The organism is Candidatus Scalindua japonica, assembly GCF_002443295.1.
Taxonomy (GTDB): Bacteria; Planctomycetota; Brocadiia; order Brocadiales; family Scalinduaceae; genus Scalindua; species Scalindua japonica.
This window is the reverse complement of record NZ_BAOS01000014.1, coordinates 51,075-72,857: the sequence shown is the minus strand read 5'-3', so window position 1 is coordinate 72,857 and position 21,783 is coordinate 51,075. Positions and strand designations below refer to the sequence as shown.

At 37.5% G+C, this 21,783-nt stretch carries 19 protein-coding genes and 1 tRNA gene; 3 read left to right on the top strand and 17 right to left on the bottom strand.

All coding sequences use genetic code 11. The features are described 5' to 3' along the window. Positions 1 to 130 precede the first annotated feature (130 nt). The 7 genes from SCALIN_RS09145 to SCALIN_RS09115 form a co-directional block, all read right to left on the bottom strand. Positions 131 to 625: a hypothetical protein gene (locus SCALIN_RS09145; RefSeq protein ID WP_096894197.1), complete on the bottom strand. Its 495-nt coding sequence runs from the start codon at positions 623 to 625 to the stop codon at positions 131 to 133. 480 nt (positions 626 to 1,105) lie between these two features. Next, positions 1,106 to 2,569, bottom strand: coding sequence for a B12-binding domain-containing radical SAM protein (locus SCALIN_RS09140; protein WP_096894196.1), 1,464 nt, complete (start codon positions 2,567 to 2,569; stop codon positions 1,106 to 1,108). Positions 2,570 to 2,582: 13 nt separating this feature from the next. Further along, complete coding sequence (locus SCALIN_RS09135; protein ID WP_096894195.1) at positions 2,583 to 4,016, bottom strand: phytoene desaturase family protein; 1,434 nt, start codon at positions 4,014 to 4,016, stop codon at positions 2,583 to 2,585. 19 nt (positions 4,017 to 4,035) lie between these two features. Continuing rightward, the gene (locus SCALIN_RS09130; protein WP_096894194.1) at positions 4,036 to 5,271 is read right to left on the bottom strand and encodes a beta-ketoacyl-[acyl-carrier-protein] synthase family protein; all 1,236 of its coding nucleotides are present in this window, start codon (positions 5,269 to 5,271) and stop codon (positions 4,036 to 4,038) included. Between the two features lie 6 nt (positions 5,272 to 5,277). After that, positions 5,278 to 6,498 carry a beta-ketoacyl-[acyl-carrier-protein] synthase family protein gene (locus tag SCALIN_RS09125; RefSeq protein ID WP_096894193.1) on the bottom strand — a complete coding sequence of 407 codons (1,221 nt, stop codon included), beginning with the start codon at positions 6,496 to 6,498 and terminating at the stop codon, positions 5,278 to 5,280. A gap of 31 nt (positions 6,499 to 6,529) precedes the next feature. Beyond that, positions 6,530 to 6,979, bottom strand: a complete 450-nt coding sequence (gene fabZ, locus SCALIN_RS09120; RefSeq protein ID WP_203415413.1) for a 3-hydroxyacyl-ACP dehydratase FabZ — start codon at positions 6,977 to 6,979, stop codon at positions 6,530 to 6,532. A gap of 102 nt (positions 6,980 to 7,081) precedes the next feature. Beyond that, positions 7,082 to 7,336: an acyl carrier protein gene (locus SCALIN_RS09115; RefSeq protein WP_203415412.1), complete on the bottom strand. Its 255-nt coding sequence runs from the start codon at positions 7,334 to 7,336 to the stop codon at positions 7,082 to 7,084. A 536-nt stretch (positions 7,337 to 7,872) separates the two neighbouring features. Here SCALIN_RS09115 and SCALIN_RS09110 point away from each other — a divergent pair. Together SCALIN_RS09110 and SCALIN_RS09105 are read left to right on the top strand one after the other, a co-directional pair. Beyond that, positions 7,873 to 8,655 carry a ParA family protein gene (locus SCALIN_RS09110; RefSeq protein ID WP_096894192.1) on the top strand — a complete coding sequence of 261 codons (783 nt, stop codon included), beginning with the start codon at positions 7,873 to 7,875 and terminating at the stop codon, positions 8,653 to 8,655. Then, on the top strand, positions 8,655 to 9,224 hold the full coding sequence (locus tag SCALIN_RS09105; RefSeq protein WP_096894191.1) for a hypothetical protein: 570 nt from the start codon (positions 8,655 to 8,657) through the stop codon (positions 9,222 to 9,224). Before SCALIN_RS09110 ends, SCALIN_RS09105 begins: the two co-directional genes overlap by 1 nt. A gap of 51 nt (positions 9,225 to 9,275) precedes the next feature. Here SCALIN_RS09105 and SCALIN_RS09100 read toward each other — a convergent pair whose 3' ends face one another. The 6 genes from SCALIN_RS09100 to SCALIN_RS09075 form a co-directional block, all read right to left on the bottom strand. Beyond that, positions 9,276 to 10,067, bottom strand: coding sequence for a biotin--[acetyl-CoA-carboxylase] ligase (locus SCALIN_RS09100; protein ID WP_162532236.1), 792 nt, complete (start codon positions 10,065 to 10,067; stop codon positions 9,276 to 9,278). Positions 10,068 to 10,140: 73 nt separating this feature from the next. Beyond that, complete coding sequence (locus SCALIN_RS09095) at positions 10,141 to 11,166, bottom strand: zinc-dependent dehydrogenase (RefSeq protein WP_096894189.1); 1,026 nt, start codon at positions 11,164 to 11,166, stop codon at positions 10,141 to 10,143. 233 nt (positions 11,167 to 11,399) lie between these two features. Next, a tRNA-Pro gene (locus SCALIN_RS09090) sits at positions 11,400 to 11,477 on the bottom strand. Between the two features lie 209 nt (positions 11,478 to 11,686). Next, positions 11,687 to 11,869, bottom strand: a complete 183-nt coding sequence (locus SCALIN_RS09085) for a hypothetical protein (protein ID WP_096894188.1) — start codon at positions 11,867 to 11,869, stop codon at positions 11,687 to 11,689. Between the two features lie 171 nt (positions 11,870 to 12,040). Next, on the bottom strand, positions 12,041 to 13,210 hold the full coding sequence (locus tag SCALIN_RS09080) for a M20 family metallopeptidase (RefSeq protein ID WP_162532235.1): 1,170 nt from the start codon (positions 13,208 to 13,210) through the stop codon (positions 12,041 to 12,043). A 185-nt stretch (positions 13,211 to 13,395) separates the two neighbouring features. Next, positions 13,396 to 13,722 carry an HU family DNA-binding protein gene (locus SCALIN_RS09075; protein WP_096894186.1) on the bottom strand — a complete coding sequence of 109 codons (327 nt, stop codon included), beginning with the start codon at positions 13,720 to 13,722 and terminating at the stop codon, positions 13,396 to 13,398. Positions 13,723 to 14,040: 318 nt separating this feature from the next. Here SCALIN_RS09075 and rpmH point away from each other — a divergent pair, with 318 nt between their 5' ends. Continuing rightward, positions 14,041 to 14,172, top strand: a complete 132-nt coding sequence (rpmH, locus tag SCALIN_RS09070) for a 50S ribosomal protein L34 (RefSeq protein ID WP_096894185.1) — start codon at positions 14,041 to 14,043, stop codon at positions 14,170 to 14,172. 23 nt (positions 14,173 to 14,195) lie between these two features. Here rpmH and SCALIN_RS09065 read toward each other — a convergent pair whose 3' ends face one another. The 4 genes from SCALIN_RS09065 to sppA form a co-directional block, all read right to left on the bottom strand. Continuing rightward, positions 14,196 to 15,461 carry a competence/damage-inducible protein A gene (locus tag SCALIN_RS09065; protein WP_096894184.1) on the bottom strand — a complete coding sequence of 422 codons (1,266 nt, stop codon included), beginning with the start codon at positions 15,459 to 15,461 and terminating at the stop codon, positions 14,196 to 14,198. Between the two features lie 53 nt (positions 15,462 to 15,514). Then, the gene (cobT, locus tag SCALIN_RS09060) at positions 15,515 to 16,579 is read right to left on the bottom strand and encodes a nicotinate-nucleotide--dimethylbenzimidazole phosphoribosyltransferase (RefSeq protein ID WP_096894183.1); all 1,065 of its coding nucleotides are present in this window, start codon (positions 16,577 to 16,579) and stop codon (positions 15,515 to 15,517) included. Between the two features lie 31 nt (positions 16,580 to 16,610). Next, positions 16,611 to 20,624 carry a response regulator gene (locus SCALIN_RS09055; protein ID WP_096894182.1) on the bottom strand — a complete coding sequence of 1,338 codons (4,014 nt, stop codon included), beginning with the start codon at positions 20,622 to 20,624 and terminating at the stop codon, positions 16,611 to 16,613. Positions 20,625 to 20,717: 93 nt separating this feature from the next. Then, positions 20,718 to 21,779, bottom strand: a complete 1,062-nt coding sequence (sppA, locus tag SCALIN_RS09050) for a signal peptide peptidase SppA (protein WP_096894181.1) — start codon at positions 21,777 to 21,779, stop codon at positions 20,718 to 20,720. Between the last annotated feature and the right edge of the window lie 4 nt (positions 21,780 to 21,783).

Here is a 21,783-nt window from a genome sequence, read left to right as displayed (position 1 = left end):
GTTTGTGATGATTATGAGTGAAACTGCCCTGAACATTTTGCTCAGGACAGTCAGGTATTCTTATTTATACTTCGTTACTGATTAGAAACTCTTCATTCTTAAACAATTCAATATCAGGGTATTATATTCATTACCATTTATTTCCTGTATACCATTCAGACCACGGTTCCCACTCAACATACTTTCCACCATCAGATAACCAGAATTGTTCACCCTCTCTCCATCGTGTACTGGATATATAATCTGTTGATTTTGACTGGGTCTGCTTTACCTTTGCGTAGAAATAGCAGTCTACCTGGTGGAAATTAACTTCCTTCTTGTCTTTCAACTCTATAAGGTCAAGGTCAGCCATGGTAACATTATTTGTTGCTACTTTTGATTCGTCAACAACAACCTCGTATGTCGTTACTTCCTTAACTCTTACAGTAACTCCAGTAGGCTTTGGATCAGGGATTACAATTCGATTTTCATACGGTTCAAATGACTGATGATGAGTCTCTGATGGTTTTTTTATATAATCTACTGCTTGTACCTTGCTAATTGAGCTATTCAAAAAACTTAATACAACAAATACAAACAAGGCAATCGTTGGGATGATAAGTTTTCTAAAAATATTATTTAACATTTGTCCACCTTCCTTTTTCTAAATACTTCGATAATTCAAATCTATACTATACTTTTATTGTTTTTTTTCGTTTCATAAATTCTACCTTAAAAATAATATTTGTCAATATACTGCAATAAATAAGAGGCAAATAAAGTAAAATTTGTCCCGGTCTAAGGTTTAAAATTGCTCACGATTAGTTTATTGGTAAAAGCCAGTGTGTAATGTAAAGTAGTTGTTGTTATAACAAATTATTTGTTAGCTTTAGTTCCTGGTTATAGGAAGAAAAATAGATTTTTTACGATTGTGAGGTGAGAAAAAAACACGTAATACTAGTCTCGCGACGATAGATAATATAGAAAGATACGAGATCATAAAAGATGAATTTTAAGTGAGCTATACCTGGCTATTGATAAGCATTGGTTTTCACATTTGAAGAATTAAAAAAGGCACAGAAAAAATAAAATCTTTCTCTGTGCCTTTTGAGTTTAAATAAAAAAGTTAGACCGCTACACCCTTATCTGATGGGACTGTTACGGCACTGCTCTTATACCAATCCTGGTAATAATCACCTGAATCGTAAAGTTTACGAAGGTTTTCCAGTACCTGCTCAAATACCTGTATCCAGTCAGAACCAACTCTGAATCCGAACATAGCATTACGTTTACCATGAGTCGTGCTTCCTATGGTATTAAGCGACTTTCTGAATCTCAGTCTCAAATTGTCACCAGCATACAAGTTGTCATACATATATTGCATACCGTCAATGAAATTCTCCAGTGTCATATCTACCAGTCTATGAACTACATGGGCCGTATCATAATATTTCCAATCTTCAGGATAATTTTTGCGGAATATCCTCTTTTCGGAGTCCAGCCTGTCATATAGTGCGGTTTTGGGAAACGGGCAATTGATGCCAAATGTAAGAACATCAATATTGTTTTGCAGTACAAAATCTGTCATTCTTTTGAATGAATCTTTGTCGTCTCCATCCGCTCCAAGGACTATTGAACCCCAAACGACAAGGCCATGATCGTGGATTTTCTGAACGCTATCGTAATAATTATCAGCGCCAATTCTTAAATTAGTAGTTTTGTTCATCTTCTCCAGAACTGCTTCATTTGTTGATTCTATGCCACAGAGGAATCCAAAATTTCCACTCTTTGCCATGAGATCAAGTACTTCGGCATCCTTTGATATATTGAGAGCAGTAAAACCAAGCCAATCTTTTTTTACGCCCCTTTCTATCATACCACGAAACAGCGCTTTCGCCCTGTTGGCAGAGTTCTTGCTATGTCCGTAGAAATTGTCTTCAGCAAACATGAGTCCCTTATAATCTGTTGCTTCCATCTCGTCCAGAACATCTTCAAACGGCCTCTCTCTGTATTTTTTGCCCTGAAAGGTGGGCACACTACAGAAATCGCAGTAATTTGGACAGCCTTTGGTAGTAACAATAGATGAAAACTTGTAATCATATTTCTTTTTCAGGAGTTCCCTGTTCGGGAAAACATGCTTCATCTCTGACAGACCTGGTAAGCCGCCATTGTACTTCTTTTTGAGTTCGCCATTTTCAAAATCTTTAATGACTTGTGGCCACAGTGTTTCTGCCTCACCGATAAAAATTGCATCTACATATTTTGAAGCCTCTTCAGGTACGACTGAAGCGTGTATACCGCCCATAACAACAGCCATGCCTTTTTTTCTGCAGGCCTCAGCTATTTTATAAGCTCTTGAAACTTGGTAGGTAACAGAAGTAATACAAACCATGTCCACCGGCTCAAATGTTAGTTCACCATTGTCATCAATGGCCAGTTCCATATTTTCATCGATTACATCAAATTCCCAGTCACCCGGTGTAAGGGCAGCGATGTATGCAAGGTTCAAAGGCATTTGCACTATGACAGTTATGCTCTCTTCACCATGCCTCCCTGGGGGATGTGGATTGATCAGCATCATTTTTCTCATATTAGTTGTCCTCCTAATTATTTAAAATCATATTAGCCACCCTCCAACCAGAGGATACAACCGCGCATATCCCCGGTCCCGGATTAGTCCAGTGCCCGGCTAGAAAAAGATTTTTGAAGGGTGTTGTGTGTGGGAGTCTATTTGACCATGTCTGGTCTACGGTAACGGCCCAGCCATAGGCTGCGCCTTTTGAGTTGTATGTATAACGATATAAAGTCTTAGGTGTTGCGGCGTCAATAACTTCAATATGATACTGAAGATCAGGTACAAAGTTTTCCAGGTATTTTATTGTATATTTTTTCATTTTTTCTTTGTAAACAGCCCAATCGTCTATTTCATCATAATTGTCTTGTGAGGAAACAACAACAGATATTATCTGTTTGTTATCAGGAGCCAGGCTTGAATCAACTTCCGTAGGAACGGAAATATAAAACCAACCATTACCGGAAAAACTCAAATTATCTGAAATATGATAAAAACCTCTTTTTAAGCCTTTTAAGTCTATTTTATTATCAAGACCAAGGTAAAGCAAAAAGAACGAGGTGCTCTCTTTCATATTCTCAATTCTGTGAAGATATGATCCATCAACGGTACCTTTGTCTAATAAGCAGGAAAAAGTCTGCTTGGGATCAATGTTTGATACAAACCTGTCAGCAGAAATTTTCAGCCCTTTTTTCGTTGTAACTCCTTTTATAATATTACTATCTGCAAATATTCTGTTGACGCTAGAAGATAGCATAATGTGACCGCCATAGTCAATAAATTTTTGAGTGATTGTATCAGCGAAATTCTGGGTGCCTCCAACAGGAAAATAGGCCCCATCTTTCAAATAGTTTATCAGCATTTGACACATGCCAATAGCTGAGACTTCTTGAGGAGGAGAACCTATGTATCCCCACTGTGCTGATAGTGTCATTTTAAGCTGCTCATCTGTAAAAAAATTATCCAGCATATCCTTATAAGTAAGGTTCTGGTATTTGATAAGCATCTTATGCTTTTCAGTACTGAATGTGGCCCTGTATAGTTTAATAAATTCCTTAAAAAACAGTGATATATTCTCTCTTTCTGATAGAAACCGTTCCTTCAGAAGATCAATATAGTCGTCGATCTCAGCAGGTACATCTATTGAGAACGAAGGGAAATGTATGCTGTCCATAGGATCAAGCTGCTGTAAATTAATATTTATGTCAAGCTCTTTGAGGCATCTGCCGACTACACTCCATTTTCCACATCCACCAATATGGTGAACTGCCGAATCAAAAATAAAACCTTTTCTCTTAAATGAGGTACAGTAACCACCGGGAATACTATGTTTCTCAATAATAAGTGTTTTTTTCCCATGTTTTGCCAGGAAAGTTCCACAGATTAGACCTGCAATTCCAGCTCCCATTACAATTACATCATACTTGGATTTAATATCAGATTTGTTCAGGGAAAAATTGGTCATGAAAACTGCCGTATTGGATTTATGAATATTTTGAGATGATTATGGATGAAATGTTTCCTGTGTCTGAAAAGGAGTTGATTAGCACGTTTTTTACTTCCGCTTCTCTGCTTTTGTCAGGCACGCAATCCAGGCTACATTCTTCATCTATTTCCTGATAGTTTATTGTTGGTGGAATAACACCATTATTGATTGCCAATACGCCTGCAACACACTGTAATGACCCTGATGCGTCAAGGCATTCACCTGTCATTGACTTAATTGCGCTAACAGGGACTTTGCCAGTATTATCACCAAAATAGTCTTTAATGATCCTGGCTTCCATTTTGTCACCGGTTACACTTGAGTTAGCGCATGCCGAAATATAAGAAACTTCGTCGGTTTTTATCCCGGCATCTTCCATTGCCAGAGAGATGCATCTTACTCCTTGAGTAGTGTCTATTTCATTTTGGGAAGCCTTGTCAGGATTAAATGTACAACCATATCCTTTTATCTCAGCATAGATTTTTGCGTTTCTTTCTAATGCGTCTTCGAGCCTTTCTATCACTATGAGCGCAGCTGCTTCACCGATTATGAAGCCATTACGTCTTTTATCAAATGGTGCGGAAAGTTCAATATCGCTATTACTGCTTCCTGACAATATTCCTGAACGATAAGCTCCCCAGAACATATCGGCTGTTAAACCATGAACTCCGCCAGCTAACACTGCCTTGCCTCTGCCCAGTTTCAGAAAATCTGAAGCGTAAATTATAGCATCCAATCCACTGGCAGTTCCAGTAGATATGGTAGAATTTAAGCCTGTCGCATTACAGAAAATAGAAGCCCTGCTAGCCGGTGCATTCAGGACCGTATTTGGAAAATCCATTGGATTTACGAAAGTCGGCCCTTCCTGTAATCCTTCCAGGTCGAATGAACTGATACTATCAATACTGCCATACGTTGATCCGATTGCTATTCCCAGTTCATCCTCACTGTAGATTTCGGTGGTTATCTTAGCATCATCCATGGCAAGCTTTGCCGCAGAGGATACCAATAACGATGTTCTGTCTATGTGGCGAATACCCTTTTTACCTAAAATTGCCTTTGCGTCAAAATCAGATATTTCACCCGCTTTTTTACTTTTATATTTTGAAACATCAAATAACGTGATATCTTTTATTCCGGAAACACCATTCGTCAGATTATCCCAAAACTCTTCCTTGTTTACACCGATTGGTGACAAGATACTTATTCCTGTTATAACTAGGCGATTATTCATATATTATTAACCTTTAAACTTTTTCAGTATGAGACTACTGTTGTTACCACCAAAAGCGTATGCATTATTCATGGCGATATCGACTTGCATGTCGCGTTTAACATTTGGGACAAAATCCAAATCACACTCAGGGTCTTTTGTTTCGTAGTTTATCGTTGGAGGCACAACACCCTCTTTTATCGCCATAGCGCACGCTATCGCCTCTATAGCACTGGCAGCCCCCATTGTGTGGCCTAGCATTGATTTTATAGAGCTTATAGCCAGCTTTTTTGAATGTTCACCAAAGACCTTCTTTATAGATATTGTTTCAGCTTTGTCGTTGGCAACTGTTCCGGTGCCATGCGCGCTCATATACTGAACATCTTCAGGCTTGATTTTAGCATTCTTCAAGGCCTTTTCCATTGCCGAAGTGACACCATTTCCTTCAGGATGCGGGATTGTTATGTGATAACCGTCGCAGCTCAAGCCATAACCGAGAATTTCCGCATATATATTTGCGTTTCTGGCAAGTGCTCCTTCCAGGGATTCTAATACCAGCATTCCTGCACCTTCTCCGACTAACAGGCCTTTTCTGTCTTTATCAAAAGGTTGGCAAATTTCTGGTGCAATGGCATTTAGTCTGCTAAAACCAACAAAAGCTACTTTTGAAAACGGATCTGACCCTCCGGCTAACATTATATCTGTTCTTCCCAATTTTATCAGGTCACATGCATAACCGATAGCATAGTTGCCTGCAGCACATGCAGTAGGTATTATTGTGCTTGGTCCTTTAAAACCAAATTCAATAGATATGTTAGAGGGCATATTAACACAAGGATGTTTCAGGAAGAGGCCTGGGTCAACGCTATCTGCCCCCTTTTCATGTCTGATATAGTTAACTTTTTCCAGTATCTGGATTTCACCTGCTGTTGTTCCAATTGAAACACCCGCTCTTTCGGGGTCAATATTTTTTAGGCCAATATTAGAGTCTTCAATAGCGAGTTTAGCAGCTGCTATAGCAAATTGAGAACCTTTGCCAATCTCCCGATTAGAGCCATTATTTATATAATCGTTATAATTGAAATCTTTAACGAAACATCCTCTATGTACTTTAAAAGGAGATGTATCAAATGATGTAACTTCAGATACACCGGATGTACCTGAAATTAATGCATTCCAGAACAGATCATTTTTGTTTCCTATAGGTGAAATTACGCCCACACCGGTAATTACAATTCTTTTTTCCATATATTTCTGCTTTTTACAAATACAAATATTTTCAACTTGTTAATGAATCTTTATTTGCAACACCAAAGCTCAAAGTTGCTTTTGTCACTACTTTGTCTCCCACTTTAGCAACTCCCTTAACTATTGCCGCACTTGAAACTACTTTTTCTATATCAATTTCCAGAGAAAGCTGATCACCAGGAAAAACAGGCTTTGAAAAACGTACGTTGGCGGAAGCTAGCAAAAAGACTTTATCTTTGTTCTGCTCAGTATCAAAGCTCTTTTTGAAAAGGATAATAGAGGCTTGCGCCAGGGCTTCTACGATTAAAACTCCCGGCATTATGGCAAAATCAGGAAAGTGTCCAGAAAAGAAAGACTCATTACCAGTGATATTTTTTAGACAAACAATTCTGCTTTCTTTTTGAAGCTCAATAACTTTATCAATGAATAAGAAGGGGTATTTTTGAGGAACCAACTCTCTCACTTCCTCAAAATTCAACATTTATAATAACCTTTCGTTCTATTTTGATAGTCACTGCCAGTCCTTTAATATCGTATGCGGATAGGCATGTAGATGATTAAGAAGCATTATACTTGCTAATTTCTATTTTCCTTCAAGTGTAGACCTTGTCATTTCAATTGTTGCATTCAATGAAGTAATGTCTACGAGTTTTTCTTCTGGAATTTGGACTTTAAATTTCTTTTCTATAAGGGCCAGGATTTCCAGTGCCAATAAGGAGTCAATCTCCAAATCCTTAAAAAAATCAGCATCCCTCTTTTCCCATATTTCGCTCTCTTCCAACTCTGTTACTTCTGCTACAATTGCGGTAATATCTTTCTCTAAGTTCTCTATAGACAATATTTTACCTCCCTAATAAACAACCAGAAATCTAACTATTACTCAAAATACCAATCAAAAAACAGTAAACTGGTACTTATGGAGTTGTTTTTTTACAAAAATTGCTGGCCTAAATCTAAATAATATTGATGAAATTTGATTATGATAATAATAATGAAAATTATTGAAACAGGAAAAATAACAAACTTATATCGATATGTCAATAACAATCTTAGGACAATTTACAATGTTTATCGGTATGTATCATTACTATCAGTAAAATTATTTATACTTTTCAGACGGAAGGAATTTGGAGTCGGTGTGGAAATCATTGCTAACAAGTACTTTTTCAATATATGTACGCGAAAAAAACATTGGGATAGAAACGGCACATTTCTGTCAATATATGTATAAGTATTTGAGATCACAGGGCTTTATATAATAATTAGTGTGAGCTTTTTATATAAATATGCTTGACATCTATATTTTTAAGGATAGAATTTTCAATAGTACATATACCACAGAGAATACATTTCATATAAGATAAGAAGGCCAGAATGCGTAGCATTGCGTTCATAAATCAAAAAGGCGGTGTTGGAAAAACGACTTCAACGGCAAATGTCGGAGCGTGTCTGGCTGCGCTTGGCAAAAAAGTACTTTTGATCGACTTAGATCCTCAAGCCAATTTGAGTATCCACTTCGGAGTTAACGTGCAAGGGAAAGACTCTTCTGTTTATCATTTAATGTGCGGTAAAAAGAAGGCATCTGAAGTGTTAATAAAAACATCTGTAAGTGGTCTGGACATCATACCTTCTGATATTGATCTTGCAAGTGCGGAGGTTGAACTTGTTAACACGGTAGGGCGAGAAACAATCGTTAAGTTCTATATTGAAGAGATGTTAGACATGTATGATTATGTTTTGATTGACTGCCCGCCTTCATTAGGACTTCTAACCCTGAACGCACTTACTGTAGCTAATGAAATTTTCATTCCGTTACAAACCGAGTTTTTTGCTTTGCAGGGTGTAAGCAAGCTATTACAAACATTTGATGTTATCAAGAAGCGGTTGAACAGTAAGTTGGAGATTACTGGAATAATACCTTGTATGTATGATAGCAGAACAAAATTGGGACAGGCAGTGCTTGATAAGATCAAAGAATATTTTGAAGATAAGGTGTTTGCTACTAATATTAGAAAGAATATTAAACTCTCAGAATCAACAAGCCATGGTATGCCAATTACAGAATACGCGCCAGAATCCAATGGCGCCCTGGATTATCAGGCATTAACTAAAGAGATAATTGCTCAAGAGGAAAAGTATCTTAAAGGAGCGGCATAATGCAAAAGAAAAGTGTGCTTGGGTCGGATCCCTTAAAATGGTTAAAGGAAGAAAATAAAAAAGAAAATGCTGAGAGCCAGAAGGGGGATATTGGTAGTCAGGAGAAACAGGCAGAAAAGTCTCCGGAAATAGTTAATGATAAACAAAAAACAGGCGTAGAACATGAAAAAAAACAGGAAAAGCAGGCATGCGAACCTATTAATGTATCAGATACGCTTAAACAGGAGAGGAACAAGAGTGACCGGTCTGATAATGTAAAGGGATCCAGCCGCCTGCGGCAAGAGGAAACTTTTGAATCCAGTGACATAACAGAGATAAATCGAAAAACTGTTTTAGGTAAGGATGCATATGGTTATTCTACTAAGTCTCGTGATACAGTACAAAAAGACAGCCCCGCAACGGCATTTGTAATTGTGTACACGGTTTTATTATTAATCCTTGGTTTCATAGTTTATAGAGATTTGACAAAACAAATTAATAAATTAGAGACAAAGCTGCAGATTGTAGAAAAACAGCTTGATGAGGGATTAATTAACTACGAGGATACAAAACTAGATGATGTATGGTGAAAAAATAGTAGTAAACTTTGTACACGCAAAAATCTGATCCGAGATTGCAGGTTATACTTTTTGGTTTTCTATGACAGTATGTTCAACTTTAAATTTTTTCTTGTGCCCATTGTCTAGTAGTAATATCAAATCTCCATTATTCGCAATGCCGAGAAAAATACCTGCAAAATTCTTTTTTTTATAATAGACGTTGATCTTTTTTCCAATATTTACACAAAATTCCTGCCATTTCTCCACAATATACTCACAACGTTCATCTTTAAATATTAAGTACCAGGAGTCGAGGTTTTGCAGCAATGCCCTGGCAAAACTGGTACGGTCAATAAATGTTTCTTTTTCAATTGTAAGAGATGTTGCCGGTTGATCTATATGAGCAGGAAGTTCATGTTTTTGTAAGTTGACGTTAATACCTATTCCTACAATGTAGTCCCTTGGTTTCCCGGTATGAATTTGTGTTTCTACAATTATTCCGCCTAATTTCTTTTTGTTGATTACAATGTCATTAGGCCAGTCAATTTCAACCGGTAAGTTGAAGATGTCCCTGATAGTTTTTACAATTGCAACTGCAGTAAAAACCATCAAAAGGTAAGATTTTTCCGGTTGGATTACCGGTCTTAAGACAGTAGTTAACAACAGACCTTTCCCTTTTTTGCATGACCATTCTCTCCCAGACCGTCCTCTTCCCCGAATCTGCTCTTCTGCAAAGATAGTTGTTCCCTCCGGGACTCCCTCTTTGAGCATTTTCTTTGCAATGTCCATTGTAGATGCCGTACGATCAAGTATAATTATTTCCTGACCTATTGTTTTTGTACGAAGATTTTGTTTTATTTTATCAGTGGACAAACGAGCGGGTTCATGCATTGTATTTGGGTGAGATTTTTTTGAAGCTTTTGAGGTTTGATTTATCAGAAGATACTCATTTATGAGGTTCAATGACTACTTTAATCGACTCTTTAGCTTCACTAACCAGTTTAAATCCATGTTGTGTTTCTGTAAGTCCTAAACGATGAGTAATCATCTCTTTGACAGGAACACGCTGTGAACTAATCAGCTCAATTGCCACATCAATATCAAGAGGGCTGGCACCGTAGGTAGACATTAAGGTAATACAATTTTTCCAGAAATCATTAAACGGTATGTTGAGTGTATCGTTCGGACCACCTGGCGCAAAATAAAGCACGGTACCTGCACGATCTACTGACTTAATGGAGGTATTTAATGCAGGGATAGCTCCGGCAGTAACTATCACACGATCTGCCAGCCTGCCATTATTTACACTGAGCAGATGTGAAGGCAGGTCTTCATGGGCTGAAATGGCATAATCAGCACCAAATTTTTTTGCCATCTCCATTCGGTATTCACTTATGTCAGTCGCTATTATTTTTCCGGCACCAAGTGATCGAGCAAGCAGTATATGAAGAAGTCCTGACATTCCACTGCCGATCACAACTACAGTCTGCCCGGGCTCAATACGCGCAACCCTCTGGCCTCGAACCACACAGGCCAAAGGTTCTATAAAGGTGCCATCTTCCAGTGACATATTGTCAGGAAGTACAAAAATCCCTCTGTCCACATTGATTTCTGGTACTCGAACATATTCAGCAAAACCTCCTGGATCAAAATTTGTAGTTCGCAGGGTATCGCACACAGTATGATTGCCGTTTAAACAATAGTGACATGTATTACAGGGAACATGGTGTGAAACAAAAACCCTGTCTCCTTTTTTGAATTTAGTGACATCTTCTCCTACTTCAACAATTTCACCGGTCGCTTCGTGTCCAAGTACAAGTGGTGCTTTGTGGATACGATACCATTCCATTACGTCACTGCCGCATATACCGCAAGCCAGTGATTTTAGTAAAACCTCACTTGGGTCAATCTGTGGAACAGGCATCTCTTCCACTCTGATATCACTGTTGTTGTAATACATTGCTACACGCATATTGATTCTCGGATACTTTGTTAGAAAGTTAAAATCTGTTATTTACACTCATTTCAAAATTGTTATCGGGAAAATCCAGAAACAATGATGTCTGAATAACGTCCTCAGTATCTTTTGTCCAGGGAAAATGCAATCATGATTTGGTTTTTTGAAAAGCCAAAAATCAAACCTGTTATTAGTATATGTGGCAGATTATGTGTGCTTCTGTTTCTTTTTTCTTCAGTCTGGTAAAATGGTCGGGGCGACTGGATTCGAACCAGCGACCTTCCGCTCCCAAGGCGGACACTCTAGCCAAGCTGAGCCACGCCCCGACATTTATACTCATGATTGAATTCTATGGTATACAGGATATATGTTAAGTTGTTTTTTAAGAAACAACTTATTATCCAAAAAAAGATTCTTAATAAAGAGAAGTGGATTACTAATACTCCATTACTTTAAGGAATGTTAATAAAAAATATTATATTTCATCAGGAATGATTTAGAATAGTTGAGTAATTATAGATGTTAAAACTATCAACTAATAGAGACTGTCTACAGATGATGTTTCGATTATATCTTCTTCGTTTAAGTCTTTCTCTATCTCAGATTCTATCTCTTTTCTCGGTTCTAATATAAGTTTTTTGTACCTCTCTTTTAAGAAAGCCAATCTTTCTGTTTTATCGTAATTCTTTTTAGAATTTACTTTTAAATTGGAAGCCATCTTTTACTACTTTTTAAACTGCAAAAAGCAAAACATTAATAATGAAGCTTAAAAGGTTTTTGTGATGCGAAATACCTGACTTAATGTATTCCGTTTCCAGTTATTAGTAAAATTATATATTTCAAAGAATCATAGTCAAGACGAATTTTGTTTTTCTTTAAAAATAAATAATTACTTTAGTATATCGAATATTATCAGACCCATTATTTTTCCAAAATCAATCAGTTCCCGGATTTCAATGGACTCGTTTGCAATATGTGATTGATCTTCATCGCCTGGGCCAAACCCAACGGCCATGATACCTTTTTCTATTAGTTGTTTGGATACCGTTACTCCTGAGTATCCCATGGGTATTGGTTTTATCCCAAGGATTGACTCAGTGTGTTTTGAAATCAAACTGATCAATGGGTTATCTACAGGTACCTGGGTAGGAGGAAGATGCGTATCAACATGAATGTCAAACTTTGCCGTTGGATTATGTTTATTAATTGAAGTAATAATTTCATAAATTTTTTTCAGGATTTCTTTTTCTGTTTCACCTGGTAAATAACGTATATCAATTTTTACTTCGCACCTGGCAGGAACAATATTATGTGCTGCTCCGCCGGTGATAGTGCCCAGGTTTAGTGTTGGAGGAGAAAACAGCTCATGGGTTGAACATTTATATCTTAATTTTTTTAATTGATTAAGTAGCTCAATCATATTCCATATAGCATTAACACCTTTTTCCGGTGTTGAACCGTGGGACTGCTTGCCGTATGATATTATATTTAAAAACAAAGCCCCTTTTTCTCCAACGTCTATTATTTTCATATTGTTTGCAACATCCGGTATAATTGCGTAATCAGCAGATATTCCACACTCGTCAAGCAGGTATTCCAGTCCCAGTCCTGAACCTTTTTCTTCATCAGCTGCGCCAATTACTAATAAACTACCATTAAGTTTAGATTCATTCTCTTTTAACAACTTCGACAGGACCAGCATTGAAGCCATTTGCCCTTTATTGTCATTTGCTCCGCGCCCGAAAATTCTGTTGTCTTTTACTACAGAATTAAAAGGATCTGTGTCCCATCCGTCGCCAGGTGGAACTACATCCATATGGCATGCAACAAGTAATGTTGGGCTTCCATTGCCTATATATCCAATTATGTTTGCTCTTCCCGTAATCTTCTCAAAAATATCATACTTGATTCCATGAGTGTTGAAATACTTCTTAATAATATCGACAGCCAGATATTCATTGCCGGGTGGATTTACCGTATTGGCTCCAATCAGCTCAGTCGCCAGGCGAATTATCTCCTTTTCATGATCTTGGATGTAACTAATGAGATGTTCTTTCACGTTTGTTTCAATCAGATTGCGGACGGTATTTGTCCCTGTATTATGGTTATGAATTGAATGTGATATATTTTTTGGACTAAATGGTGGTAGGATTTGATTTATTAGAAGTGGTAGTCAAATATTTTCTGATGCCAACATTACAAAATAAGAGTAAAATGTTATGAAAGTTGTATTGCTGTGATGTGCTATACCTGATTATTAATATCAGTTGGTTCTGGACTTGTTGTGTTATTGTTTACCTTCTCTTTCATTAACTTTCCGACTTTAAAAACAACTACATTTTTTTCGGGCACAAAAGCTTCTTCTCCTGTACGAGGATTTCTTGCCTTTCTTCCCGCTCTTTTCTTGACCTCGAAAACTCCGAAATCCCTCAATTCTATTCGATTACCTTGTGATAACTCATGAACAATTCTGTCTAGAAACATTTGAATCGTTTCTTTAACTAATAGTTGTGAGTTGTCAGTTTTTCGTACAATTTTCTCACATAAATCTCTCTTTGTTGTAGTCTGCATTCTCTTTCTCCCCTTTCATTTGCGAAAGCCTTTATAACAAATATTGAAAGCTTTCGGGACATGCTATCAAGTCTAAATACTTATGTCAACAGGATTTTATGACTTTTATAAAAGGTTCTTTTTTTTTTACACATCTTTTATTTGACAAATATTTATCATTCTATAGAATAGGGACTTTATCCATTTATGGAATTTATAGAGAGGATAGGCTAAAAAGGCATTTAGCTTATTAAATCGGATGACATTATTTAGTTGAGTAGTTGAGATCTTGCCAGTTTAAACGCTAGAGATCTATTATATACAACAGAGGACAAAATTATGAAAATAAGAATCAGAAAGAGCTCTCTAAAACGAGTGCGAATGTGTGGTTTTCGAAAAAGAATGAGAACAAAAGGTGGAAGGGCAATACTTAAAAGAAGAAGAGCAAAGGGAAGAAAATTTAATACGTAGCATGACTATGTAAAGTTATATTTTTACTGTTTTGCTGTTTTTCCTGACAAAGATAGTCTTAACGTATTCAGGGCTGTATTTGCAGCGTGGTTTTTAATATCTGCTCTGGACCCAAAAAAGCGATACTCTTTACACTCCAAATCATCATTTATTGCAGTTGCAATATAGACCAGTCCGACAGGCCTTTTTTGATCAACCCCTATGTCAATACCAGTAGGCCCTGCTATTCCGGTAACTGAGAGGCCTATATCTGCCTGTAAACGTTCTCTCACACCGGAAGCCATAGCTTTTGCAATCTCTGCACTTATCACACCAAATTCCTTAATGAGTTTTTCTGAAACGTTGAGCTGTCGTTCTTTTACCTTGTTATTATATGATACTATCCCTCCTAAAAAGTAAGCTGAGCTGCCTTGGACATTTGTCAATAAGTTAGAAACCAGGCCTCCAGTACAAGACTCAGCTACCGCTAAAGTCAGAGTATTTTCTTTAAAAATATTAGAGATGACATTTTCAAGAGTATCTTCGTGGGTGCTGAAAACAGACACTCCCAACTCTCTACAAATTTCATTTTCAATATTATCAAGTATTGAGCCAGCATTAATCTCATCTCTATCGCATAATGTGACGCGAATTAAAACAGTACTATTGTTTACAAGCGTACTATAAGATACGTATTTATCTGGTTTAACTAATCGATTGACTTTTTCATCAAGTATAGATTCAGGCATACCAAATGTGCTAAATACTCTTGTATATCTTTTCTTACGTTCTCCTGATTCTCTAAGAATATATGGTACAACCCAGTCTTCAAACATTCGTACCATTTCCGTATGAACACCAGGTAGGCAAATAATACTGACTTGAGAAATTTTTACAAGAAAACCCTGAGCGGTTCCAGTAGTGTTATGGATAATAATGCCGCCTTCTGGAACCTTTGCCTGTTTCCCGGAATTTACAAACTTCTGATTATGTATACTTCCTATCAAGTTTTCAACATGATCTACCGTTTTCTGATCTGATACTAATGCTACATTACAGAAATCGGCAACAACTTCCCTTGTGATATCATCATTCGTTGGTCCCAGCCCACCTGTCATGATAATCAACTCTGCTCTTTCTGATGCAGTTTGGAGTGAATATTTCAGTTGAATAGAATTGTCGCTTGAAATAGTATGATTAACAATATTGAAGCCAAGTTCAGTGAGTTTTAATGCGACAAATGGCGCATTTAAATCTCTGATTTGCCCACAAACAAGCTCTGAACCAACAGATATTAATTCTATTTTCATTGTTAATTTGCTATAGCGTTTTCCAGTAGTTTATTAAACTACTCTGTTCCACTTTACTTCGTAACACATGGTGTAGAGACTTCGGCTTCTGAAAATGTTGCCAATTGTGTCAGGCTTTTGACACCGGCTTCGATCAGACTCATTGCTAATACGGCCCCGGTACCTTCCCCAAGCCTTAAATCCAAGTCTAAAATTGCTCTTTTCTTTAGTTTTTCCAATGCAGTTTTATGGCCATTTTCTGTAGATTTGTGAGATGATATGAGGTAATCATTGACCTTCGGTTCTATTGAAAATGCTATTAATGCTGCGGCGGTAGAGATAAATCCGTCAATCAAGACCGGAGTTCTGTGTCTTGCCGCAGCAAGACACAGACCCGCAATGCCGCCTATCTCAAATCCACCTACTTTTGAAAGGACGTCTATTGGATCAGAAGGATCAGGTTTATTCACATCTAAAGCCGTTTTTATAACTTTTATTTTTTTCTCAACACCAATATCGTCTAAACCTGTTCCTCGTCCTGTTACTTTATATAAATCTGCTCCCGTTAAACATGCGATTATTGCGCTACTTGGCGTAGTATTAGCAATACCCATGTCACCGGTAGCAATAATATCCATGCCATTCACGAGTTCTTCGTTAAATACCTCAATTCCCGTCTCCAGAGACTTTATCGCCTGGTTTCTGGACATAGCTGGACCATGTGCAATATTACCTGTTCCGTATCCTACTTTTTTAATCTTTAAACCTTCAACAGGTTTAAAATCTGCTTTAACACCACAATCTACAACCACAACCCTTGCACCCACATGTTTTGCTAAAACGCTTATCGTTGCTCCGCCATCAAGGAAGTTCTTTACCATCTGCCCGGTTACCTCTTGTGGGAAAGCGCTTACACCTTCACTGCATACACCATGATCACCAGCCATCGTAAAAACAACTTTATCTTTTATTGTGGCGTCGAGTGCTCCTTTTATTGAGGCATAAATAGTTGCAAACTCTTCGAGTCTTCCAAGGCTTCCTGTTGGAATGGCTAATTTGCTGAATCTGTTTTTTATATTACCATCTGCATCTATTGAGATTTTCTCAATGTTTTCTATTGTTTTGCTTAGAAGCTTCATGACTAACCTTTCAAATCTGTGATAATAGTAATTAATACAGCCATACTCTTAACATTGAGAATAGCCTGTCAATATCAAATGGTTTGGCCAGGTAGTCGTTGGCGCCAGCTTCTATACACTTGGCACGATCTCCTTTCATCGCCTTTGCTGTTAGTGCAATAACAGGGAGGTTCTTAAATCTTTCCTGTTTTCTAATCTCTTTTATGGCTGTGTACCCGTTCATTTCAGGCATCATAATATCCATGAGTACCAGGTGAATATCCGGGTTATCGTTTAAGCATGTTAATCCCTCTTTACCATTTTTTCCAATTAATATTTTTATGTCTTTGTCTTCAAGGACCTTTTTGATTGAGAAAACATTTCGCATATCATCGTCTACAACCAGTATCTTTTTCCCGGCCAGAATAGCTTCTTTGTCATGAATTCTTCGAAGTATCTTTTGTTGTGTTTCAGGAAGGTTTGCTTCGACACGGTGTAGAAATAGAGTCGTCTCATCCAGGAGCTTTCGATGAGAACCTGCTCCCTTAGTAATAGTTGTTGCTGCGAATTCATCTATTAATTTTTTCTCTTTTTTCGTAAGTTCTTTGCCGGTATAAACAATGACAGGCAGTTGAAAGAGTTCTTCATTTGTTCTGATCTTATTGAGTAATTCTACACCCGGCATATCAGGAAGGCTAATGTCTAACACCATACAGTCAAACACACCGGATAATATTTTGTTATAGGCTTCTACGGCAGTTGAGGCAATCGTGACTCTGACATCTCCACTGCCAATTATACTTGATATCATATCTGCCTGTTCCGAATTATCTTCTACGACAAGGAGGTCTTTTACGGGTTTTGATATTATTTTATTAAATTTTGCAAATACCTGGTTAATCACTTCAGGGCTTACCGGTTTTGTCACGTAATCTATTGCTCCCATTTTTATAGCATCGAACTTATTGTCAGATGCGGATATGAAATGAACAGGTATGTGACGGGTTTCCGGGTTGTCTTTCAGCCTTGCCATAACAGTCCATCCGTTGATGCCAGGAAGGTTTACGTCCAGGATTATACCACTGGGTTTGTAATAATCCACGAATTGAAGACCTGTTTTCCCATCTCCTGCGACTAGACACTTAAAGCCATGTTCACGTGTTAAATCCCTCAGGATTTTTAAGAATGCAGGATCGTCCTCAATAATAAGTACGGATTTGTCTTCTTCTGAAATTGTTTTTCTGTCATCTTTGATGTTTTCCTCTATCTCTTTCCGGTTTGCTTGCATTTCCCGTCTGTTACTGATGTATGTTTCTGGTTCGATATTTACTGATGATGATACTGGGTCTTTTTTTATTATTTTAGTTTCCGGGTCAAATGTTTCCGGGAGATAAAGCGTAAAGGTGCTTCCCTTTCCACATGTACTTTTCATCTGAATTTTTCCATTAAGCAAGTGGGCAAGCTCTTTTGAAATGGACAACCCAAGCCCTGTTCCACCATACTTTCTACTTGTAGTGCCATCAGCTTGTTTAAATGCTTCAAAGATTACTTTTTGTTTGTCTTCCGGAATACCAATTCCTGTATCTATAACGGAAAATGAAATACTCTTAATCTGGTCTGATTTACTTTTTTGTAATTCATTTGTACGGCTAATTTGTAATGACACACTTCCTTCTGAAGTAAATTTGAATGCGTTAGAAAGGAAGTTTTTCACAACCTGCTCAACTCTCAGTTCGTCAGTACGAATATACTCCGGTAACCCATCTGTGATCTCAATATTCAAGCTGATACCTTTTTCTTTGGCAGTATGCTGAAAATTTCGTTTTATATTGTTACAAAAATCCTGTAAATACATATCTTCTATCTGGAGATCCATCTTGCCTGCTTCTACTTTTGACAGGTCCAGCACATCGTTAATAAGCCCAAGTAAGTCGTTACCTGATGAATAAATTGATAGAACTGATTCTACATGGTCCTCTGATAAACTGCCGTCTTTGTTTTCAGCAAGGAGCCTTGATAAAAGGAGGATGCTATTTAATGGAGTTCTGAGTTCATGGGACATATTGGCAAGGAATTCAGATTTATATTTACTGCTTTGTTCCAGTTCCCTGGCTCGTTCCTCAATAGTCTTTCTTGCATCTTGCAGGTCCTTGTTCTTTTTTTCTACATACTCTTTTTGTTCCTCAAGCTCTTCGTTGATCTGACGAAGCTCTTCTTGTTGGTTCTGCAGTCTTACTTCAGATTCTTTTAAAGCAATGGTATTTTTTTCAAGTTCCTCATTGCTTTGGTGTAGAGCCTCTTCACGTGCCAGTAGTTCTTCTGACTGTTGCTGTGTCTGTTTAAGAAGGATCTCAGTACGATTTCTGGATGTAACAGTATTCAACGCAATAGCAATGCCCTCCGCAACCTGTTCCAGTAAGGTAATTGAAATATCATGAAATTGGTGTAAAGATCCGATTTCAACAACACCTCTTACCTTGTTATTGAATATTAATGGAAAAATCAGGATATGTTTTGGAGTCGCTGCTACTATGCCAGAGTTAATATTGATAGAATCATCAGGACAATTTGTTAAAAGAATATGTTTTTTCTCTATTGCCGCCTGACCCACCAGTCCCTCACCTGGCATAAACTCATTCGAAATACTATTTCGTTGGGAGTATGCATAACTACCTATTAGTTTAAGGCGATTATCTTTATCAGACATATATAATATCCCAATCTGTGCGTTTAAATATTCGGTTAGGAATCCAATGATATTATTGCCCAATGTTTCAGTATCCTGCTCACCTCGCATTTTTACATTCAGTTCCATTTGGCCGGTTTTGAGCCAGTTGTGGGTGTCATTCTTTTTCATCGTCAGGCGTAAGTTGGATATCATATCGTTAAAGCTATCCGCTAATTCTTCAATTTCTCTTCCGGATTTTATTTCAATATTGTGGTTGAGTTCTCCTGCCGCGACACTTTTTGCTGCTTTTGAAAGTGTAGTTATAGGTTTGGTTATACTCCTTGCTATAAGAAAACACAGCACAAACATTGCGATTGCAGACCCACCAGTCAAACCGGAATAAATAATAACAGAAATTATTTTTTCCGAGGATAATACTGTTGCTTTTTTAAGGAGTTCCTGGAGTTGAGCATCTTCAACTTGTTTCAGATCATCAATCCGTCCGGTTGTAGCAGTAATAACAGATTCTGGTTTCAGTCCAAAATTACCGTTTGAAAGATTTTTACTGATTTGTTTACGCATATTTTTTACCGCCGTTATATTTGACTCACTCATTTTTGTATGAAACTCATTCTGTTGCTCTTCTGTAATCTGATATTTAAAAACCGCGAGTAAAGCATTCTGTCCTTTATATGCTTGCATCCAGGTATGTATTTCTGCCTCAGTGACAGGTTTGTCTACTGTTGCAAACCCGGTTAAAATTGCCCTTTCACTGCTTGCCATTTCTTTCGCCATGATGAGATTTATACAGGCCGTAAATGGAAATGAAAGTTTAGAGTCCTTAATAATAACGCTTGCCTCTTGAAATGTCGCGATGATGTCGTCTATTATCTCAGAATAGTGTGCATTGGATTCATTATTTTCGATTGTTAATGAAGAAATTTTTTCTCGGATAGAAGGCAGTTCCAATAGTTTTCTTGATGAGATATTTGCGCGTCTGGCAAATTTATAACCAAGCTTTGCCATATTCAATGATTTTGTGTCTTTGTCCATAACCGTGTAATACTTGTCTGTAAGTCGTCTCTGCTTCTTCATCGCCTCTTTCATATTACTTCCATTACTGGCAATATATCCGGCAGATATTCCGCACTCCCTCTGTAACTGGTGAACGACCTGGTTGGCTACTACCATATAGTCAGTGATACTCTTGATCTGTTCAGCCTTTTTTTTCGCATCAAATTCACCAAACAGCAGAATTGCCATGAAACCGCCTACTATAAGGGCCGGGATCAGTGCCAATACAATCAACTGTTTTATCAGTCCTGGTCCTGAAGATCGTTTAGATTCCTTCTGTCTATTGTGAAGAGTGTCATTTTTCATAATTCTGCCTTGTAACATTAATTCTCCGATATCAGAATTCTATATCTATCGGTTATCTTAGTCTTTTGTCATTTTGGCGTTTTGATGATTTGACAATATGAATTGTTGCGTTCAATTGAATGTGGGCCATTTGAAGAGGTAGTTTTGTTGGTACCCTGTCCATAAGTACATAAATCCTGGGGAATCATTTTCTGTTGAGACATTTAAACTAAACTTGATTGTTGGGTTACACAATAGACGATCCATTGAACCAGTAAAGACGTCTGCCAGATTAAACATCCTTTTGTATCTTATAATTTTTGCATCTTTTAGACCTGTTATCTCTTTGGTTAAAGTGATTGCATCATTGACATAGCCCAAGTGGTCTACCAGCCCGTTATCCAATGCCTGTTTCCCTGTATATATTCTTCCATCCGCCAGCTTTCTAACATCTTCTATTTCCATATTTCTACCAACGGCAATAATGTTCACAAACCTTGTATACATTTCGTCTACAATGTCATATAACACTTTTTTCTCAGCATCAGACATTTTATTAAGAGGTGAGCCAATACTCTTCATATCACCTGATTTTATAGAATTATCTTCAATGCCGTACTTCTCTGCTAGATTGGCAAAATTGATAAGGGGCATGATGACTCCAATACTTCCGGTAATTGTAGTGGGATGGGAGATGATTTTGTCTGCTGCAGCTGAAATATAATAAGCGCCTGATGCCGCAACATCCTGCATGCTGACAATTACCTTCTTATTTGTTTCCTCTTTAAACTCCAGGATTTCTTTATAAATAATATCGCTTGCTGTTATTCCGCCTCCAGGACTGTTAATTTCCAGTATGACCGCTTTTATGTTGTTATCATTCCGTGCTTGTTCGAGTTGATGTTTTACACTGTCAACGATACTGGGCGTTTCCTGAAAAAGTTTCTTTGATGATTGTCCGGTAATAACACCCTTTAATGGAATAAGAAGAATTTTGTCGGTGCCCGTTCCCCCTATTATAGTCTCAGCAAGCTTTTTGGTGCTTTTGTCTTCAACCTGTGTTGTAATAGCGCCTTTTAAAACGAATAGTCCTATCAACGAAATGAATAATACAACACAGCAAAGAAAAAAGAATATTGCCAGTGAAGTTGAAATCCAGAAGCCTGTTCTACTTTTTTTCTTATTGTCATCCATAATG

Coding starts and splice junctions, on each gene's coding strand:
- rpmH (WP_096894185.1), top strand. CDS start 14,041: ATGAAAATAAGAATCAGAAAGAGCTCTCTAAAACGAGTGCGAATGTGT.
- SCALIN_RS09135 (WP_096894195.1), bottom strand. CDS start 4,016: ATGACCAATTTTTCCCTGAACAAATCTGATATTAAATCCAAGTATGAT.
- fabZ (WP_203415413.1), bottom strand. CDS start 6,979: ATGTTGAATTTTGAGGAAGTGAGAGAGTTGGTTCCTCAAAAATACCCC.
- SCALIN_RS09055 (WP_096894182.1), bottom strand. CDS start 20,624: ATGTTACAAGGCAGAATTATGAAAAATGACACTCTTCACAATAGACAG.
- SCALIN_RS09085 (WP_096894188.1), bottom strand. CDS start 11,869: ATGGCTTCCAATTTAAAAGTAAATTCTAAAAAGAATTACGATAAAACA.
- SCALIN_RS09065 (WP_096894184.1), bottom strand. CDS start 15,461: ATGAAAATAGAATTAATATCTGTTGGTTCAGAGCTTGTTTGTGGGCAA.
- sppA (WP_096894181.1), bottom strand. CDS start 21,779: ATGGATGACAATAAGAAAAAAAGTAGAACAGGCTTCTGGATTTCAACT.
- SCALIN_RS09145 (WP_096894197.1), bottom strand. CDS start 625: ATGTTAAATAATATTTTTAGAAAACTTATCATCCCAACGATTGCCTTG.
- SCALIN_RS09095 (WP_096894189.1), bottom strand. CDS start 11,166: ATGCGTGTAGCAATGTATTACAACAACAGTGATATCAGAGTGGAAGAG.
- SCALIN_RS09140 (WP_096894196.1), bottom strand. CDS start 2,569: ATGAGAAAAATGATGCTGATCAATCCACATCCCCCAGGGAGGCATGGT.
- SCALIN_RS09130 (WP_096894194.1), bottom strand. CDS start 5,271: ATGAATAATCGCCTAGTTATAACAGGAATAAGTATCTTGTCACCAATC.
- SCALIN_RS09075 (WP_096894186.1), bottom strand. CDS start 13,722: ATGCAGACTACAACAAAGAGAGATTTATGTGAGAAAATTGTACGAAAA.
- cobT (WP_096894183.1), bottom strand. CDS start 16,579: ATGAAGCTTCTAAGCAAAACAATAGAAAACATTGAGAAAATCTCAATA.
- SCALIN_RS09125 (WP_096894193.1), bottom strand. CDS start 6,498: ATGGAAAAAAGAATTGTAATTACCGGTGTGGGCGTAATTTCACCTATA.
- SCALIN_RS09110 (WP_096894192.1), top strand. CDS start 7,873: ATGCGTAGCATTGCGTTCATAAATCAAAAAGGCGGTGTTGGAAAAACG.
- SCALIN_RS09105 (WP_096894191.1), top strand. CDS start 8,655: ATGCAAAAGAAAAGTGTGCTTGGGTCGGATCCCTTAAAATGGTTAAAG.